Raw genomic sequence first — 18,942 nt, 5'->3', positions numbered from 1 at the left:
GATGAATAGCCTAGATTTTATTTATTTATCAGAACAGTCATTATGGTTAGTTTTTATGCTCTCCATGCCGCCTATTGTGGTTGCTGCTATTGTCGGCACTTTAGTCTCATTAATTCAAGCTTTAACCCAGATCCAGGAACAAACATTAGGTTTTTTATTTAAACTAACCAGTGTCATTGTCACTTTGCTGATGATTGCCGATTGGTTGGGAAATGAAATTTATCGTTTTACTGAGCTGATCTTTCAACGGATTATAAACTTATAATGCTTTTTCAAGAGTTACAACACTACTTATTAACATATTCGCTGTTTATTCCTCGGTTATTGGGATGTTTCACCACATTACCTATTTTGAGTAAAAAATTATTAGGCGGAACCCTATTGAGAAATGGTATCCTATTTTCTTTATTATTTTTTTTAATACCTACCATTGATGCACAATTAATCCTCAATATCAGTGGCAATGAATATATTTTACTCATTATTAAAGAAATATTATTGGGCTTTTTTTTCGGCTTTATTGCCGCAATACCTTTTTGGATGATGCAATCTATCGGTTTTATGATCGATAATCAACGCGGTACCACAATGGCTTCTATTGTTAACCCTTTGTTTGATGAACAAACCTCACCAATGGGATTATTTTTTAGTCAAGCTTTTACCACGCTGTTCTTTATTAGTGGCAATTTTCTATTACTAATACAAACTCTCTATCACAGTTTTTCCATTTGGCCTATCTATCACTTTTTACCGGGTTTTAATCAGCAATTATGCGTATTTTTCGTTCAGCAATTTAAATTGATGTTAGATAACTTTCTGCTATTAGCAGCACCTTTAGTGATTGCGATGTTTATTGTTGAATGGGGATTAGCACTCATTAGCCGTTTTGCCCCTTCACTAAATGTTTTTATCTTATCCATGCCCTTGAAGGGGGCCATTTCGAGTTTATTGTTAGTCAGTTATTTTAGTGTATTAATTTTTAATGCAGAAAGAATACAAAATCAAATAAATAAAAGTTTTAAAACATTACTTCTAATTATGAGCTAACTAATGAGTGGCGAAAAAACCGAAACCCCAACAGCAAAAAAAATAAAAGATGCACGCAAAAAAGGACAAATACTTAAAAGTAAAGAAATTGTTTCCAGTTGTATCATTGTTATTTTGTTATCACTGCTATTAAGTTTATCCTCTTTCTTTATTGAACATTTTTTATCACTGTTTGCTTATCTACAAGACAGTAGTTTGCTGGATTTTCAAACGGCAAAAGCGAGGATTGTGCCCCATATCTGGCATATTACGATTAATATTTTATTACCAATTATCATCATAACAATACTTATTATCGTATTATCTCATCTTGCTCAGTTTGGTTTTTTACTTAGCCCATCATCGCTAAAACCTGATATTAAACATATTAATCCAATTGCCGGTGCAAAAAAAATATTTTCACTTAAAATTTTACTTGAATTTTTTAAATCATTATTAAAAGTTATTTTTATTGGTTTTATTGTCTGGTTTGTTATTAAAGGAAATATTAATTTTTTTTTCCACTTGCCAAAATGTGGATTAAAATGTATTCCAATATTTATTGGACAATTACTTACTCAACTGACTATTATTTGTATATTAGGATTAATTATCATTTCGATATTAGACTATTGTCTCGAATATCATTTTTATATTAAACAGTTAAAAATGAGTAAAGAAGAAATAAAAAAAGAATATAAAGAAATGGATGGCAATCCAGAAATTAAAGGGAGAAGAAAACAATTACATAAAGAACTACTTGTTAATAACATCCGCAAACAAGTTAAACAGTCTTCAGTCATTATTACTAATCCAACTCATATTGCAATTGGTATACGTTATATTAAACATGAAACCCCTTTACCTATCGTCACCTTAAAACAAACAGATGCCTTAGCACAATTAGTAAAAAGAATTGCTATCCAAGAAAATATTCCTATTATTCAACGAATTCCATTAGCCCGCAGCTTATATGCTGAAGGTATTATTGATCAATATATTCCAGAAAATACCATTGAGACCATGGCTGAAGTGCTACATTGGTTAATCCAAATCAATCAAACAAACAAATGATTATCGTTAATATCATCAAGTAGGTGATTATTTACCTGTTAGAAATTCTTATCGTTAATTTTTTTACTATTATGAAGCTAACACCTAATACGAGTAAAAATAAAATTTAAATCTTATTTTTTACCAAAAAAACATACTTTATTAACATAAATTTAACTTAACTTATTAATCAGCAACTGGATAAACCAGTCAAATTATAAAAAAAACTTATCAATTGATTAAATCATAAGCAAAAACAACTATTTATTGCCGTTAAAACCCTTTTTTAAAAATTTTTTAGCCTAAAAATGCAATTTTAGTCTAATTTTACATGTTAAAATCGATCAAATTTTTAATAAAAAAAGATCAATATTAACAAAAAATAAACAATAATAGTATTTTCATTAACCTGGCTCGTGTAATTATCGATCATTAAAAACGGAAAAAACGAATGATAACATAGCATCCAATCAATTAAGTGAATAAGGACATATTTTTTAATATTTGGAAATATATTCTGACAATTAGAAAAATAAAATATATAATTATTTATAACTCACAAACATAGTGAGATATTTAAATATTACTTAAACCCTATAAATAATTGACTAATTTAATATGGCATTATTCTTGTGTCTAGGACCACTATTATCGGTGGTACCTATACTAAGATATTTTACAGTAATATAAAAAATCGGAATATTATATGATATGAAAGACAATATCAGTTTTGATGAAGGCTTTGTGAGCACAATAGTGTGGAATATGCCTAATTATAATATTATAGAACACCGGAACAAGGGGCTTTATATTGTGTTAGATGGGAAAGTTAGCTGGCAAGATCCCTCCAACACTTATCAAGTATTGAGTAATGAAATTATCTTCATTAGACAAGGGAGTTATACAGTAAAAACCGAAGAAAAAGCCTGCACACTTCTTTGGATACCTTTGTATGACGATTTCTTAAGAAATTTTATGGGTCTATTTGGCACTTTATTAAGTGAAATAAAGCGGGATGAAAATAATACCGCTAGTTTAATTGCCTTTAGCCATTCATCCTTATTGGAAGAAAGTATTAAGGGATTAAAAACACTATTAAGTTATGATTGCCATAGCGCCTTAATTGATTTACGCCTTAATTGATTTACGCATTAAAGAATTACTATTATTGCTTGCTCATGGTCAACAAGGTGCAAGTCTGTTATCAGTATTTCGCCAACTCAGCAATCGACAAGCTGAGCGTTTACAATCTTTTATGGAAAATAATTACTTAAAAGAATGGAAACTTAATGAATTTGCCAAAGAATTTGGTATGGGATTAACGACTTTTAAAGAGTTATTCAGTACCATTTATAACACCTCTCCACGTGCATGGATCAGTGAAAGACGCATTATGTATGCCCACCAATTATTGATAAATACCGATCTGAGTATTGTAGATATCTCAATGGAAGCCGGTTTCTCCAGCCAGTCCTATTTTACCCAAAGTTATCGTAAAAGATTTGGCTTTACACCGAGTCGTGCCCGAGGTGATCATGACGAATAATTAAAAATTATTGGCTAGTATTACAATCTGAAAAAAAAATGTTTAATTAAGATAAAGCGATATTATGCAATATTAAATAACGGACAATAAGGTAAATAACGATGGGATCTATTAACAATCGCTTGCATTCTAACCCTGTATTGTCTAATAGAAAGATTACTATAATAAATCCAAATAACTTGAATCGTAATCATTTATTAGGAAATGAGGTCATTACTCATTATAAGCATGCTGAACCCATTCATGCACATCAAATTGAGCTACTAAGACGCTTACTACCGCGAGCCCTATTTGAATCGTTTTTTGCTTCAACATGGTTCAGACGTCGAGTGGAATGCAATATTCCGCTTAAACGTGAAGAATTAAAATTTATTATTCGAACTGCATCTCAACAATCCATTAATTGGGATCATCTTTTAGGCGATACCATTAATTTAACTGAACCCCATTTTTTACGTTACTGGCTATTAGAGCCAGTTTATCAATGGTGGTTAACTAGCTTAGCGCCCTCTTATCCGATGCTGAAAAATGAATTAATACAGCTACAAGTGCATATTAATCAACTGAAAGCCCAGTCTGAATTTTGGACAATAACCCACACTGAATTAGTCAATAAATCATCAATTCAACAAGAAATTGAGCAAAAAAAGCGTTTATCTTTAGATCAAGAGCGAGATTATCAGCATAAAATTCACCAAATAGAACAAACAGCAACGCAGATGTGGCCAAATTGGTTCGTTGGCATTGAACAAATGAGTCAACAGATCAATCTGACGACATTTATGGAAGTACCTGAAAATATCCGTGATCTATGGCTATTACTAACTCAACTGGCCAAAGGGAAAGATGTTTCAGCACTGATACATGATTGGTTGTATGTTCGTCATCTATGCTTGGAGAACGACAGTTTTTACTGGTGTTCAGATCAATAACAAAGGTAAATAGAGTAGACAATTTATGTGCCCCGATCATCGTTATCATGGAATGGGCGGACCATTTCTTTTTTTTTCCTTTTTTTCGCTATTAATAGCTATGCACAAGATCTAGATTGGCTACCTATCCCCTATAGTTATATTGCTAAAGATGAAAGTTTAACGGACATTCTGGTTAATTTCGGCGCTAATTATGATAGCGCCGTCATTGTTAGTCACAAAGTAAACGAACAAGTGAGTGGCCACTTTGCTCAAGAGACACCAAAAGCGTTCCTGCAACAACTGACTAATCTTTATAATCTTACTTGGTATTATGATGGTAGTGTACTTTATGTTTTTAAAAACAGTGAAGTGCAATCAAAGTTGATCAAATTAGAAAATACTACCGTTAAAACATTAAGAAAAACATTAATTGACTCTGGCATATGGGATAAAAAATTTAGTTGGAAGCCTGATCCGCATCATCAATTAGTTTATGTTTCTGGCCCACCTCGCTACATTGAATTAGTTATGCAAACTGTATCAGCGCTAGAACAACAAGCGACAATGCAACAAGAACAGGGTCTACCCTTAGCGATTCAAGTTTTCAGTTTAAAATATGCTTCTGCTGTTGATCGGATCATCAAATATCGTGACGAACAAATTCAAGTACCTGGCCTGGCTACCATCTTAGCGAATATGGTCAGTGCGGCGGAAATTAGCCAAATCAATGATGACAAAATAATATCACAAAAACCCAATGGTCATAAGGCTATGATCCAACCAGAGCCGTCTATTAATGCCATTATTGTGCGCGATCTGCCTGAAAGAATGCCAATGTATCAACGCCTGATCCATTCGCTCGACAAACCAACTGCCAGAATTGAAGTTGCGCTATCAATTATTGATGTGAATGCCGATAATCTCTCGGAATTAGGCATTGATTGGGGTGTCGGACTCAAGGCTGGACAACATCATCAAATAAATATTGCCTCCACTTTAACTCAAGCCGCCTCGCCGGTACTCGGTAGCCTGCTGGATAAACAAGGGTTAAATTATTTAGTGGCTAAAGTCAGTTTATTGCAAAGTCAGGGTATTGCTCAAGTTGTCTCTAAACCCACTTTACTTACCCAAGAAAATACTCAAGCCATCATCGATCACAATGAAACCTACTATATCAAAGTCAATGGAGAACGGGTTGCCGAATTAAAAGGCATTACTTATGGCACACTACTACAGATGACACCAAGGGTAATTCAAATCGGTGATAAACCTGAAATTCATCTGGTTTTACATATTGAAGATGGCAATCAAAAACCCAATAGCTCAGGGGTCGATGGCATTCCGACCATCAATAGAACCATTATCGATACGGTTGCTCGAGTTGAACAGGGTCAAAGCCTCGTTATTGGCGGTATATTCCGTGACGAAGTGATTAAAACTAGCAGAAAAGTGCCTTTACTCGGTGATATTCCGTTATTAGGCGCACTATTTCGTAGTCAAAGCAACCAAACCCGCCGAGTGGTCAGGATTTTCATTGTCGAGCCAAAAATAATTGATAAAGGTTTAGCCAAATACTTATCGGTCGGTAATCAAAGAATATTACCCAAGCGATTATTAAATATTGATGAAATTTCCAATCAGAACCTACCATTAAGCAAAATTTTAAGCGACGCCCAATGCCAATCCCTTGCTCAAGCTAAACGCATTCAAAGCATGTTTAAACAAGCTAATAAAGAGGCGATTATTGCCAGTTGCAATAAAGCTGATCAGCCAGGCTGGCGAGTTATTGATCTCTCTTGCAGTGAAGATCAAATAGAATGTATTTATAAGGCATACCAATGAATTGGAAAATACGCTTTTACAGTGGCTTAAATAAGGGCGTTGAGACAGAACTGGCTAATGGGCGCTTTATTATTGGCTCAGATCCTGTACAAGCCGATTTAATTCTGATTGATGCAGGTATTGAAGCCGTTCATTTAATACTGGAAATTGAAGAAGAAGGCATTCGAGTTATCGACTGGTCTTGTGAAGAAACACCACAACAAAATGGCCAGGCGATAAATCAGGGTGAAATGCTGCTTCCTTGTAACCGACAAGATGCAGGTATGCTAATTTGGAGCTATAGCACGGTCAAACAGCAACTGCCTGCTAATCCAGATGAGTTAACTGATAATCATATTAAGCTGATTAATAGTCAACAACAGCATACACACAAAAAAAGAGTTATTTTTATTGTTATTGCTATTTTTTCGATATTATTCGTCAGTTTGTATCTACTGTTTTTAGCCGGCCCGGCTGAGATTGATTATATTCAGGAACAACATAAACTACAAAATTACCTAAATAAAGAAGAATACAAATATATTACCATGCGCATTGAGCAAGATAAGCAACTCTTTATTGTCGGTGGTTATGTACAAAATAACCAGCAACGTTTGCTGATAAAGCGTTACCTGGATAATAACAACTTAAATCATCAATTGAATATTTATTCGATTGAAGAAATTAAGCAAAGCGTAAAATATATTCTACATACGATGGGTTATAATCACATTGAAGTGAACAACAGCGAAAAAGTCGGTTGGATCGATCTATTTGGTGAAGTACGTTTTATTAATAATAAATCCTGGAGTAACTTAGCAACGATTTTCAAACGGGATGTTGTCGGCTTAAAAGGAATTAACAATCATGTCAAAATAAACGACGATCACCTAAAAAAATTAGTCGAATTACTAGAGCAATACGAATTGATAAATGTTCTTATTTATAATGAAAAAGAGAATAATATTATTGAATTATATGGTTATTTAAATGAAAAACAGCGACAACAATTTATTGAATTACAGCAAACATTTAATATTGAATTTAAACAAAGGTATAAACTTAAATTAATCAAAGCCGATAATCATATTAAAAAAAAAGAGAGCAGATTGGATATTAAAGGTATTTCACTGGGACGTTCACCTTATCTTATTCTAAGAAATAATATGAAATATTCGATAAATTCAATCCTACCCACAGGAGAAACAATTACCGCAATCGAAGATAATAAAATTATCCTTAAAAAAAATAGTCAGGAAATTATCATTACGCTAAAGGAATAAACGATGTTGACAGAGCTGGAAAAAATAGTCAGCGATAACACTGAATATATTAAAATTCAACATTATCTTTATGACCAATTAAATAATTGTCGTAAAAAGCTTAATAAACCACTATTACCTAATGAGCATCAGCAAGTCGCCCAGCAGCAAACAGCCATTTGGGCAGGGATCACTGTTTTAGAAAAGATTAAACGGAGTTAATATGGCCGCTATTTTTGATCATAATAAAGGCATAAAACTAGATGATGTTGCAGATAAACTAAAAGGCGTTGCAGATACAACATCTGAAGATGTCAAAACCGCTATTGACGCGCTCAATACTTCCCCGGACAACCCAGCCTTAGTGGCTGAACTACAGCATAAAATTAATAAATGGTCAGCCATTTTTAATATGAATTCAACGATTACCCGCTCAATGCGCGATATGATCCAGAGTATTTTACAAAAAATCTAATGATGGCCATGCAAATAGAAAAACTATTAATTGAACTGGCAATTATCGCCGTAGAAAAAGCGTATTTAACAGAAGCTAATGATATTTATTGCTGGCTAAAACAATTAGATAAAAAATATCTGGAATCAGCATTACTGATAAAAATACTTATTTTTCTGCGCCAGGAGCAATATCAAACTATTTTAGAGCTGGCACAACACCATCAGCAACTAAATTTAATGCCTTTTTTTATTTTATCTGCCCATCAGTTAGGGTTAGCAAAACAAGAAAGTGATTTTTTTACTAAACTCACTATTAATAAAAATGAACATGCTGATTTAATTAATTTAACCACATCATTAATAGAAATTACACAGAATAATTAACATGAATATAAATAACGATTTTTATCATTACAATTTTGAAATAACACAGCAACCAACAGATAATAACCAGATTATGGCTACAACAGATAATATCGCGATTAAAAAACAAAAAATTTTATTTAATGGATTAATAAGAAATTTAAGTCAACACACACATCAAATTGACAAGGATGAATAATGGATATTAAACAGCTCAATAACAACATAAAATTTAATTTAGATGAAATTAATCAATCGATAGAAAATGGTAATCCAACCAATAATCAATTCGTAACCACATCGAGCTCAACAACGCATGGTGACAGTTTTATCGACCAAATAGAAACGGTACGCCGAAATATGAGTCAAGCAAAAAGCGAATTCCAGCAAAATATCAATAATGAAGAGTTATCACCGCAAAAATTAATGCAAGTACAATGGTCGCTGATGAGAATTACCCTACAGGAAGAATTGATTGCTAAAACAGCTGGTAAGGTCACGCAAAGTATGGAAACTTTATTAAAGGCACAATAGTAATATGAAGAAAACGCCGATTAACTTAACGTTGTTATTATTCCTGCTGCTAACTGGCTGTAAAACGGATCTCTATACTGGCCTAGCACAAAAAGAGGCTAATGAGATGTATGCATTACTCAGAAATGAGGGAATTGCTATTCATAAAGAAGCTGATAAAGATAATACGATCAAATTGTTGGTTGATGAATCAGACATCGCTCAGGCAACTGAAATCTTGAAGCAACATGGTTATCCGAGAGAAGTTTTTTCTTCGTTAAAAGACGTTTTTCCAAAAGAAAGTTTAATTTCTTCTCCCGTTGAAGAACAAGCTCGACTTAATTTTGTCAAAGAGCAGGCGCTGGCAAAAACAATATTCACAAATAGATGGTGTCCTTAATGCCAGGGTTCACGTGGTGTTGCCAGATAGCAATGACAAAAAAAGCCACTCTTCAGCTTCTGTATTTATAAAATATGCACCCAATGCTCAATTGGACAATTATACTCCACAAATAAAGCGATTAATTAATAACAGTATTGCTGGTTTAGATTATGATAGAATTAGCGTGGCACTGATACCCGGCAATGAGATATTACCCAGCAATACATTTAGTCAAGATAAACATTTTCTAGGTATTGAGGTTAATGAAAATTCTTATAATAAATTTATTATTCTTGTCAGTTTACTCATTTTTTTACTTATTAGCACTAATTTACTGCAATATTTGCTTAATAAAAGGAAATCGTAATAAAATATGCTGACACTTTTCCAATTACAATATTGCCCTGCACTTTACATTAATATTGAAAATTTCCCTAATCTTTGGCAAAAAACGCTGCAATATCTACCTCATTGGCGCCACTCAAAAAATATAAATAAAATTATTTTTAAACATTATAAATTAACTAACAATATTATAAAAATTGAGAAAAGTGAAAATATTGCCCTTTTCCCCGAATATGAATTTAATCAAATTTTAGCTTTATTAGGTATAATGTTACATATCAAATCGCTTTCTCATTGCATTAATAGTAAACAAATTGGTCTTATTATTAATGAGATCGGTAAAGAGAAATATCGCTTTTGTTTAGCCAATGCGAATTTTATTATTGGTAATTGGCCAGAAGGTTGGCAACAAAAATTACCCCTTGAGATGCATATAGACTATTTTCGTCAAGTTGGACTTAATTTTTGGTTAGAAACGATCAACCAAAATAATGTCGATTTAATTAAACGCCTAAAACTACGGTTACCCAAAAAAAAGATAGAGAAAAATATTACCCTATCCGATAAGTATAAACCCGTTGCAGAGATACTATGTCAAAAGATAACCAAAGAAGTCAATTTACAATGCTACCATTTACTCAAATAGATGGTCAGATTGAAATTAATGATGAAATAAAAATTTTAAAAAAAGCCGATTATCAATCCTACCTTAATGGCCAAGAATTTATTGATATTGCTAAACAACATGCTAGAAAAATTGAAAATGATGCGGATAGTATTTATGAAGTTCGTTATACCGCAGGCTGGCAAGAAGGCTTGGCACAATCAACCCAACAACAAGCAGAAATCATTCATCAAACTTTAATAAATTGCCAAATTTTTTATCAACAAGTAGAAAGCCAATTAGTTAACATTACGATAGAAGCGATGCGCAAAATTATTGCTAATTATGAACCTGATGCACTTTTATATAAAAATATCAGCCAAAATCTTGCGTTAGTACATCAACATAAAAAAGTTATCTTACGCATTTCACCTAAGCAAGTTAATTTTTTGCAAACTAAATTAAGCGAACTACATAAAATACAACCAGAAATTGAGTATATCGATATTGTTGAAGATCCGAGATTAGAAGAGAAAGATTGTATTTTAGAAACCGAAGTCGGTATGTTAAATGCCACTATTGAGAGTCAACTCAATGCAATAAAGCAAGCCTTACTAGGAAAATAAGTATTATATTAATTTATACCAATAGATAAAAAATTAAATAATATTATTCTGCTGTAAAAATTCATTTTTCACACCTGACAATGATAAAAAGCAATCAGGCTTATAGTAAATTTGTTATAAGAAAATTCCTATATTTTGTTTGTTTTTTAATAATTCAAAATAGACGATTACTAAATAGTGAATTAATTTTTTATTATAGATATTAATAGGTTAAATTATCATTTTCAGTTAAAATTAATCAAGTAAAATATTGATTGAAATATATTTCACTATCTAGTCAGTTAGTTTAAATAAATGGCAACAATTAAACATTGCTGGCATAAAAGCATAATTTTATCTATATTGGAAAATTATTAAACTACTTTGTTCGTTTAATTTAGATAACATGCAAGGCATAATAGGAGAACGCATGATCACCTTTGATAAAAAAGTTTTATGGATGACATTTTTTATTAGTCCGCTTGCGATAGGTAATGATAGCCTATTTACCGTTATGGATGATCCTGCAACGGCAAAAAAAGATATTGAAATGTCAATATCAGGTGGTTATCAAGTACAAACAGGAAACTCCAAGAACTCAAATCTAACAGCAAAAACGGCACTAACGCTTTATTCTTCAAACTTAGCTTATAGTTTTTGGGGAAATGCCACCAATAACTCCTCCAATGATAAAAGATCATCGGAAACCTATCAGTTAGGTGCCAGGGCACGATACAATTTAACTAAATTTGATTATCTATTCACTCAGGCTAGCTGGTTAACGGATAGATATAATGGCTTTGATTCTAAAGACGTATTTGCTGTCGGTTATGGTCGACAAATCTTCGATGACCCCATTCATTCACTGAAAGTTGAAGCTGGTCCAAGTGTTAGATATGAACATTTTACTAATGGTGGCCATGAAATAACAGGATTAGGTTACATTGGTGCAAGCTATGAGTGGAAAATTAGTGACAATACTAAATTTAAACAAGGTATATCATTTTTTACCCGACTCACTGATGACTCTTCCGCTATTTCAGAAACTGCTTTGCAAGTTGCCATGAGTGAACGCCTATCACTTAATTTGATTTACAATATTAACTGGAATGACAATCCTCCACTCTCGGCACCAAAGCGGATTAGTACCAAAACATCCATCCAACTCGGTTATGCTTTCTGATAAATAGATTAGTAATGCTAGTTTACTAACAAACTTATTTATTCGTAATTAATAAAATAAATAGACCTATCTAACTTAGGTCTATTGAAATTATTATTAAAATTCTTGCCGGGTTGGACGAAATAAAATTTCATTAATATCAACATTTTCTGGTTGTTTTATAGCAAAAATCACCGCTCTAGCATAGGAATCTGCCGGAATGGCATAATCGTTATAAAAAGATCGCATTCTGGCAGCAATATCAGGATCTATAATACTATCAAGTAATTCACTCGTGATTGCCCCGGGCGAAATCACGGTTGTTCTAATATGATACGGTATCATTTCTTGACGCAAACCTTCTGAGACCACCCGCACCGCCGCTTTGCTAGCGGAATAAACTGCACTGCCTGGCTTTACCTTATGTCCTGCGACTGACGAGGTATTAATAATATGGCCACTCATCTGTTTTTTCATATAGGGTAGCGCCGCTGCTATGCCATAAAGCACCCCTTTTAAATTAATATCAATCATCTCATTCCATTCATCTATATGACAATCTTCTAATAGTGATTGCGGCATAATACCGGCATTATTAACTATCGCATCAATTCGGTTATACAAAGCAATTGCTCTATCAACTAATGCCTGCACTTGTTCAGGTTTCGTCACATCAGTTGTGACAACAGCTTCTTTATCAAGATTTAATTCTTCGGCTAATGATTGCAAGCGATCTAGACGACGCGCCCCTAAAACCAGCTTGGCGCCCTCTTTAACTAAATGGCGAGCCAACTCTTCACCTATTCCACTACTTGCTCCGACCACGACAATAACTTTATTTGCAATTCCTCGTGTCATAATCTTTATCCTTTTTATAAACTCTTCATTAGGATGCTTGTCTCAGCAGTTGACCGTTTTTCAATTTAATCTATTGAAAAAATATCTTTATGAGCCATGTAGCGGCGCTATACCTTAAGGTTACTTATCCGACTGTGATAAATGATGCAGATAAAATGTTCAATGTCCTTAATGTACTCAGCAGCTTATTGTTCAACAGCCGTATTTCCCTCTACTCACCGTTAGGGAAATTTTGCCAGCGATTTGATCTTGCTCATTAGATAAAAATAGCCTGCAATGAACAATCGTTAATTCTAACTATAGTAAAAAATAGGCCACTAATGTTGATAAAAAAATAAAAGACCTTACATACTTATGGCAGCTATTTGATTTTTTTAAAACTAAAATAATATGCCATCAAACACATCAAATAAGATTAATATTTTATTTTTTCACAAAAATAAAAATCTTGTTATCTATTTAGTATTATTATCTGTAATTATATAAAAAAAATTAATTAAAAAAATTGATATTATTTTTACACCGATAACAGATAAACTTTAATATTAAGCCAACTTGTTTTTTAACAATTATAATAATCTACCAATCAATTTAATTTAATCGTTAATGCTATTAATTATGATCAATAAAATAACAAATATGGTATTTTGATAATATTTCAAATAATCCTTTTATTTTCTTTTCACTGAAAGTGTAAATATCTACTTTGTTCATAGACTAAGTATTTTTTATTTTGTGATCGCTATCACTAGCCCGACTGTATAAGCGATGATACTGTGATTAAATAAAATATCTTTCGTTTTAATTGTGCCTGGTTTTTTATCAAATGCCATATTATCTGGCTTAAATTTCATTAATAAAAAAATCATCACAATATTATTACTTTCGATATGTCATAAATCGAAAGTAATATAAGGCCAATATGCTATAAAAATGAACTTTAATCATGATCACAGTTTCGTTTACTTGCTTTTGTTGTAATTACTAATGCGTTGTTTGTGTAATTAACTTTAGTTGCTATTGTTTACCACCACGATTTAATAACGTAACAGGAGTTAAAATGAGTACTGATACAATAAAACGCCGAGAAACTATTATCGACATGTTATACCATGATGGTAGTGTAAAAGTGACAACTCTTAGCCAGCGTTTTAATGTCTCCCTGGTGACCATTCGTAATGATCTACGTTATTTAGAAAAAAAAGGCTGTGCCTTACGCTCGTATGGTGGTGCAATGGCAAATAATAAATTTGCTTTTGACAGACCTTTTCAAATAAAAGGTCAAATAGATAGAGCACTAAAAATATTAATCGCAGCAAAAGCGGCTGAGTTTGTGCAAGATGGCGATTCGCTAATTATCGACTCAGGCTCTACAACTGCTGAAATGGTGCCTTTTTTACGTAATCATCACGCCTTGGTGGTTATGACTAACGCACTTAACATCGCTTACCAATTAGCCAATTTTGAGCAAATTGATGTGATCGTTCTAGGCGGTAATACGCGTAAAAACTCCTATTCAATTTATGGTTCTGTGGCAGAACAACAACTTGCTCAATATCGTTTCAATACCTTGTTTCTTGGGGTTGATGGTTTTGATCTTGAAGCTGGCATCACAACGCCTCATCCTGGTGAGGCCCATCTTAATCGTATTATGTGTGATGTAGCACAGCAGATTATTGTAGTAACGGATGGCAGTAAATTTGGCCGTAAAAGCTTTTGTTTAATTTGTGAAACAAAGCAAATTCATCATCTTATTACTGATAGTCGGATCCCAAAACAGTATCGTGAAAAACTAGCTGAACTTGGGGTTAATGTCATTATTGTCGACGAATAACACCCTATTGATTTAATTCTAAATATAAATATACATCAGCTAGCAGGGAAATATTATGCAGTCGCTATTACAACTGATTCATCGTCACAAATCAGGTGATGCAGTCGGGATCTATTCGGTCTGTTCCGCCCACCCTTGGGTATTAGAAAGTGCTTTACAGGTTGCAAAAGAAAGAAAAACAGCGGTATTAATTGAAGCTACCTCCAATCAAGTCAATCAATTTGGCGGCTATACTGGCATGCAACCCAGCGATTTTCGCGATAAAATATTTAACATCGCGAATAAACTGGAGTTTCCCACCCAACAAATTTGGCTAGGGGGTGATCATCTAGGACCTAATGTCTGGCAGAAACTTAGTGCAGAACACGCCATGACATTTTCAGAAACACTGATTTATGACTATGTCAAAGCAGGATTTCGAAAAATCCATCTTGATTGTTCAATGGCTTGTGCCGATGATGCAACACCGTTAACCGACGACATTGTTGCGCAACGAGCAGCCCGTTTGTGCGCAGTGGCGGAACGCAGTTGGCGAGAAAATGGCGGTGAAGCACCGGTTTATGTTATTGGTACTGAAGTTCCTATCCCTGGTGGCGTTAAATCAGCGCTTGCTAAAATACAAATCACATCAGCTCAAGCCGCCGCTAAGACCCTTAATATTCATCAAAATACTTGGCACAATATAGGACTCACCGACGTTTGGCCTAGAGTCATCGCTTTAGTTGTTCAGCCAGGCGTTGAATTTGGCCATCACCAAGTAGAACACTATCAGCCAGAAAAAGCGAAAGTGCTTAGCCAATATATTGAAAGCCATCCTCATATCGTTTACGAAGCCCACTCAACAGATTATCAAACACCACAAACCTACCAAAATTTGGTACGCGATCATTTTGCTATTTTAAAAGTGGGGCCGGCATTAACCTTTGCCTTGCGCGAAGGTCTGTTTGCACTTGATAAATTAGATCGTGAATGGAATGGAGAGCTTGCAGCCGCGCATCTTAGTGAAACCCTTGAACAAGTGATGATGGAACAACCAAATTACTGGCGACCTTATTACCAAGGCAGTGCCCATCAGCAATATATTGCTCGCCAATACAGTTTAAGCGATCGCATTCGTTATTATTGGGCAAATCCCAAAGTCGAGGCGGCAGTTGAAAAGTTATTAACCAACTTACGTCAGCATCCAGTGCCCCTCTCCATGTTAAGCCAATATCTGCCAGAACAAATGGCAGCCATTAATGCAGGTCGCTTATCAGCGACGGATCCGAAAGCATGGGTAAAGGATAAAATTCGTTCGGTATTAATGCATTATGCCATCGCTTGTGAGACAAAAACAGAAGGAGCCGTTGTATTATGATCCCTTTTTTCTCATATGATCCCCTATGGCTTAAAAACCATAAGGCGCAATATACAGTACAAGAAATCCAGCAACAACCTCAGTTATGGCGTAACTTATATCAGACGCTAACAGATAATTCAGCAATGTGGCAAAACTTCCTTCAGCCATTACTAAAACAAACTAATTTACAGATTATTCTGTGTGGCGCCGGCTCTTCAGCCTTTGTTGGCAAATCAATCCACCTTGGTTACGTGAACATAGACATTTAAACGTTTATGCCTTTGCGTCAACGGATATTGTACCGACACCAGGGCAATATCTGGACAAAAGTAAACCCACTTTATTTGTCTCTTATGCCCGTTCAGGTAATAGTCTGGAGAGTGTTGCAGCCATAAAGCTCGCCGATCAATGCCTAACAGAGTGCCATCATTTAATATTAACCTGTAACCTCCAAAGCACACTGACAGACTATGCAAAAAACAGAGCAAATGTCTGTTTACTCACTATGCCTGAAGGATCAAACGATCGTGGCTTTGCAATGACATCCAGTTTTAGTTGTATGGCATTAGCAACCATATTGCTATTAGGCAATTCAAGTTTAAGTCATGCGCAACAAAATTTAACCACATTAACCACTTTGTGTGAAAAGCAAGCGGCCAACTGGCAAAGGATTATTCAACCTGTCATTCAACAAGGTTTCAAGCGCATGATAGTTTTGGGCTCCCACTGTTTTACCGGTATTAGCGAGGAAGCTGCGCTTAAAATGCTAGAGTTAACCGCAGGGTAAGTGGCCACCCGTTATGACTCAACGATGGGAGTACGCCATGGGCCAAAGTTTTTTATTGATAAAGAAACCTTAGTCATTATTCTCCTTTCTCAACAAGCCTATTGCCGACGTTATGATCTGGATCTGCTTAATGAATTAAAACAGGATGGACGGGCAAAAAATATCCTGGCTTTAAGTAGTCTACCTGATAGCAATGCCATTGAACTTAACACCAAGCTTGCTGATATTTGGCTTATTTTTCCCTACCTACTATTTTTGCAATTAATCGCAGTCGAAACTTCACTATTTTTAGGGCTATCACCTGATAATCCCTGTCCAACCGGTGAAGTAAATCGGGTAGTAAAAGGTGTCCATATTTATCCCTACATGCAAGTAGAACAATAATAAGGAGCATATATGTCCCCCCCAAACATTTTAATGACTCGAATTGACAATCGTCTGATCCATGGCCAAGTCGGTATCACTTGGACCAATTCACTGGGGGCCAACTTAGTTGTGGTTGCCAATGATGAAGCCGCCAATGATCCAGTTCAGCAATCACTAATGGACATGGTGGTATCCGATGGCGTCCAAACCCGCTATTTTACCTTACAAAAAACGATCGACATTATTCATAAGGCAGCACAGCGGCAGAAAATTTTCATTGTTTGCAAAACCCCGCAAGATGTTTTGACGCTAGTAAAAGGCGAGGTACCCATCAATTTTGTCAATATTGGTAATATGCATTTCTGCGAAGGAAAAAAACAGATCCATAAAACCGTTTCCGTTGATCACAGTGACATAGAGGCTTTTCGTCAGCTTAGTCAATTAGGCATCCCCTGTGAAATTCGCCGCGTGCCAGACGAAACGGGTGAAAATATTACCAATCTGCTGAATTAATGGAGGCAAATATGTTCACTGATGCATTATTGATCGCCTTATTAGCAGGCATTGCCGGCGTTGATCTATTTGATGGGCTCACTCATCTTCATCGTCCGATTGTTATAGGACCCATTGTCGGGTTAATTTTAGGTGATGTGCAGACCGGTCTATTAGTTGGCGGAACATTAGAACTTGTTTGGATGGGGATGGTGCCACTTGCTGGTGCGCAACCCCCTAATGTGGTTATCGGCGGTATTATTGGCACTGCTTTTGCGATTCTCACCCAGTCTGATCCTAAAGTTGCTATTGGCATTGCCATTCCTTTTTCGATTGCGGTGCAAGGTTGCATTACCCTATTATTTACGCTTTATTCACCCATGATGCATAAATGCGATCAAATGGTCAAAAATCTCAATTGGCGCGGCGTTGAGTGGGTAAACTATCTTGGCATTATTATTCTATTCTGTTTTTACTTTATCGTTGCCTTCTTACCGATTTATTACGGCGCTGCCGCCGCCAGTACTATGGTACAAAAAGCCCCACAATGGCTACTCGATGGGCTGGCAGTTGCTGGTGGTATGATGCCGGCAATCGGCTTCGCTTTGCTAATGAAAATCATGATGAAAAAAACTTATGTCGCTTATTTTATCTTAGGTTTTCTCGCAGTTACCTTCCTTAATCTACCGATTATCGCCATCGCTTTAGGCGCCTTTGCTATCGCTTTAATCGATTTCTTTAACCGCACTCGTAATAATGATGGCGAGACAGCAAACATGCCATCACAAACCAATCAGCAGGAGATGAATGATGGCATTTAATGGCTCTGATGAAGAAATGGCAAAAAAAAGCGAAAAACGCATGGCACAAGCTCTTGCTACCAGCCAGGTAGAAAGTGATGACTATATTGATACCACCCCTGTAATGGTCAACAAATTCTGTAGAAGATCTAAGCGGCATTTTTTAGTTCATGATATTTTTGATGTGGCGTTAAATAACCAATCGTTGAATGGCGTCGATAATAATTGTAAAACTGAATATAATTTTCAACTTTACAGACAACAGATTGATGATTCATAAACGATAAACGGTTAAGTCTTTCTGTCTTTAAACTCCTAAAAAATCTTTCCATCACGGCATTATCGAGGCAATTACCTCGCCGACTCATGCTTTGAGTTATTTTCCGTTCAAAGAGGTGCGCCCTAAACTCCTCC

At 34.9% G+C, this 18,942-nt stretch carries 21 protein-coding genes and 3 pseudogenes; 22 read left to right on the top strand and 2 right to left on the bottom strand.

Translation table 11 applies throughout. The features are described 5' to 3' along the window. Position 1: 1 nt before the first annotated feature. The 16 genes and pseudogenes from sctS to G468_RS0105590 all read left to right on the top strand — a co-directional run bounded on the left by sctS (position 2) and on the right by G468_RS0105590 (position 12,073). Positions 2-265, top strand: coding sequence for a type III secretion system export apparatus subunit SctS (gene sctS / locus G468_RS0105665; RefSeq protein WP_026822303.1), 264 nt, complete (start codon positions 2-4; stop codon positions 263-265). Next, on the top strand, positions 265-1,047 hold the full coding sequence (sctT, locus tag G468_RS19815) for a type III secretion system export apparatus subunit SctT (protein ID WP_051296960.1): 783 nt from the start codon (positions 265-267) through the stop codon (positions 1,045-1,047). Before sctS ends, sctT begins: the two co-directional genes overlap by 1 nt. A 3-nt stretch (positions 1,048-1,050) precedes the next feature. Beyond that, the gene (gene sctU / locus G468_RS0105655; protein WP_026822302.1) at positions 1,051-2,100 is read left to right on the top strand and encodes a type III secretion system export apparatus subunit SctU; all 1,050 of its coding nucleotides are present in this window, start codon (positions 1,051-1,053) and stop codon (positions 2,098-2,100) included. A gap of 690 nt (positions 2,101-2,790) precedes the next feature. Further along, positions 2,791-3,625, top strand: a pseudogene (locus tag G468_RS25205) (helix-turn-helix transcriptional regulator). A 101-nt stretch (positions 3,626-3,726) separates the two neighbouring features. Beyond that, positions 3,727-4,557 (top strand): T3SS regulon anti-activator ExsD domain-containing protein, encoded by an 831-nt coding sequence (locus G468_RS0105645; RefSeq protein WP_026822301.1) that lies wholly within the window; start codon positions 3,727-3,729, stop codon positions 4,555-4,557. A 27-nt stretch (positions 4,558-4,584) separates the two neighbouring features. Continuing rightward, the gene (sctC, locus tag G468_RS0105640) at positions 4,585-6,381 is read left to right on the top strand and encodes a type III secretion system outer membrane ring subunit SctC (RefSeq protein ID WP_034249377.1); all 1,797 of its coding nucleotides are present in this window, start codon (positions 4,585-4,587) and stop codon (positions 6,379-6,381) included. After that, a complete protein-coding gene (sctD, locus tag G468_RS0105635) occupies positions 6,378-7,643 on the top strand; it encodes a type III secretion system inner membrane ring subunit SctD (RefSeq protein WP_026822299.1) in 1,266 nt (421 codons plus the stop codon). The genes sctC and sctD overlap by 4 nt, the downstream gene beginning before the upstream one ends. A 3-nt stretch (positions 7,644-7,646) precedes the next feature. After that, complete coding sequence (locus G468_RS0105630; RefSeq protein WP_026822298.1) at positions 7,647-7,844, top strand: EscE/YscE/SsaE family type III secretion system needle protein co-chaperone; 198 nt, start codon at positions 7,647-7,649, stop codon at positions 7,842-7,844. A gap of 1 nt (position 7,845) precedes the next feature. Continuing rightward, the gene (gene sctF, locus G468_RS0105625) at positions 7,846-8,097 is read left to right on the top strand and encodes a type III secretion system needle filament subunit SctF (RefSeq protein ID WP_034249376.1); all 252 of its coding nucleotides are present in this window, start codon (positions 7,846-7,848) and stop codon (positions 8,095-8,097) included. Positions 8,098-8,105: 8 nt separating this feature from the next. After that, positions 8,106-8,462 (top strand): YscG family type III secretion protein, encoded by a 357-nt coding sequence (locus tag G468_RS0105620; RefSeq protein WP_211229657.1) that lies wholly within the window; start codon positions 8,106-8,108, stop codon positions 8,460-8,462. 177 nt (positions 8,463-8,639) lie between these two features. Then, entirely contained in the window at positions 8,640-8,975 is a 336-nt protein-coding gene (sctI, locus tag G468_RS0105610) for a type III secretion system inner rod subunit SctI (protein WP_026822295.1), read from the top strand. A 4-nt stretch (positions 8,976-8,979) separates the two neighbouring features. Further along, complete coding sequence (locus G468_RS25070) at positions 8,980-9,354, top strand: hypothetical protein (protein ID WP_276324660.1); 375 nt, start codon at positions 8,980-8,982, stop codon at positions 9,352-9,354. Positions 9,355-9,370: 16 nt separating this feature from the next. Then, on the top strand, positions 9,371-9,703 hold the full coding sequence (locus G468_RS25065) for a hypothetical protein (RefSeq protein ID WP_276324659.1): 333 nt from the start codon (positions 9,371-9,373) through the stop codon (positions 9,701-9,703). A 6-nt stretch (positions 9,704-9,709) separates the two neighbouring features. Then, positions 9,710-10,327: a SctK family type III secretion system sorting platform protein gene (locus G468_RS22295; RefSeq protein WP_026822294.1), complete on the top strand. Its 618-nt coding sequence runs from the start codon at positions 9,710-9,712 to the stop codon at positions 10,325-10,327. Then, a complete protein-coding gene (locus tag G468_RS0105595; protein WP_026822293.1) occupies positions 10,306-10,911 on the top strand; it encodes an HrpE/YscL family type III secretion apparatus protein in 606 nt (201 codons plus the stop codon). Before G468_RS22295 ends, G468_RS0105595 begins: the two co-directional genes overlap by 22 nt. A 409-nt stretch (positions 10,912-11,320) precedes the next feature. Then, positions 11,321-12,073: a DUF481 domain-containing protein gene (locus tag G468_RS0105590; protein WP_026822292.1), complete on the top strand. Its 753-nt coding sequence runs from the start codon at positions 11,321-11,323 to the stop codon at positions 12,071-12,073. 96 nt (positions 12,074-12,169) lie between these two features. On the opposite strand, the gene G468_RS0105585 is transcribed toward G468_RS0105590, so the two are convergent. Beyond that, the gene (locus G468_RS0105585; protein WP_026822291.1) at positions 12,170-12,910 is read right to left on the bottom strand and encodes an SDR family oxidoreductase; all 741 of its coding nucleotides are present in this window, start codon (positions 12,908-12,910) and stop codon (positions 12,170-12,172) included. A 1,060-nt stretch (positions 12,911-13,970) separates the two neighbouring features. Between G468_RS0105585 and agaR the strand changes: the two genes are divergently transcribed. The 6 genes and pseudogenes from agaR to G468_RS23695 all read left to right on the top strand — a co-directional run. Further along, the gene (gene agaR / locus G468_RS0105575) at positions 13,971-14,744 is read left to right on the top strand and encodes a transcriptional repressor AgaR (RefSeq protein WP_026822290.1); all 774 of its coding nucleotides are present in this window, start codon (positions 13,971-13,973) and stop codon (positions 14,742-14,744) included. A 55-nt stretch (positions 14,745-14,799) separates the two neighbouring features. Further along, entirely contained in the window at positions 14,800-16,101 is a 1,302-nt protein-coding gene (locus G468_RS0105570; RefSeq protein ID WP_026822289.1) for a D-tagatose-bisphosphate aldolase, class II, non-catalytic subunit, read from the top strand. Beyond that, a pseudogene (locus G468_RS19795) lies at positions 16,098-17,254 on the top strand (SIS domain-containing protein). The gene G468_RS0105570 and the pseudogene G468_RS19795 overlap by 4 nt, the downstream one beginning before the upstream one ends. A gap of 12 nt (positions 17,255-17,266) precedes the next feature. Then, positions 17,267-17,749: a PTS N-acetylgalactosamine transporter subunit IIB gene (gene agaV, locus G468_RS0105550; protein WP_026822285.1), complete on the top strand. Its 483-nt coding sequence runs from the start codon at positions 17,267-17,269 to the stop codon at positions 17,747-17,749. Then, positions 17,749-18,549: a PTS N-acetylgalactosamine transporter subunit IIC gene (agaW, locus tag G468_RS0105545; protein WP_406934084.1), complete on the top strand. Its 801-nt coding sequence runs from the start codon at positions 17,749-17,751 to the stop codon at positions 18,547-18,549. Before agaV ends, agaW begins: the two co-directional genes overlap by 1 nt. Next, positions 18,539-18,649, top strand: a pseudogene (locus tag G468_RS23695) (PTS N-acetylgalactosamine transporter subunit IID); the annotation flags it as partial. The gene agaW and the pseudogene G468_RS23695, both read left to right, overlap by 11 nt. A 28-nt stretch (positions 18,650-18,677) precedes the next feature. Here the strand turns inward: G468_RS23695 and G468_RS22830 are convergent. Then, a partial coding sequence (locus G468_RS22830; protein ID WP_155846975.1) for an integrase core domain-containing protein occupies positions 18,678-18,942 on the bottom strand: 265 nt, incomplete at its 5' end.

The organism is Arsenophonus nasoniae DSM 15247 (genome assembly GCF_000429565.1).
GTDB classification, from domain to species: domain Bacteria; phylum Pseudomonadota; class Gammaproteobacteria; order Enterobacterales; family Enterobacteriaceae; genus Arsenophonus; species Arsenophonus nasoniae.
This window is presented reverse-complemented; position numbering and strand designations above follow the sequence as displayed.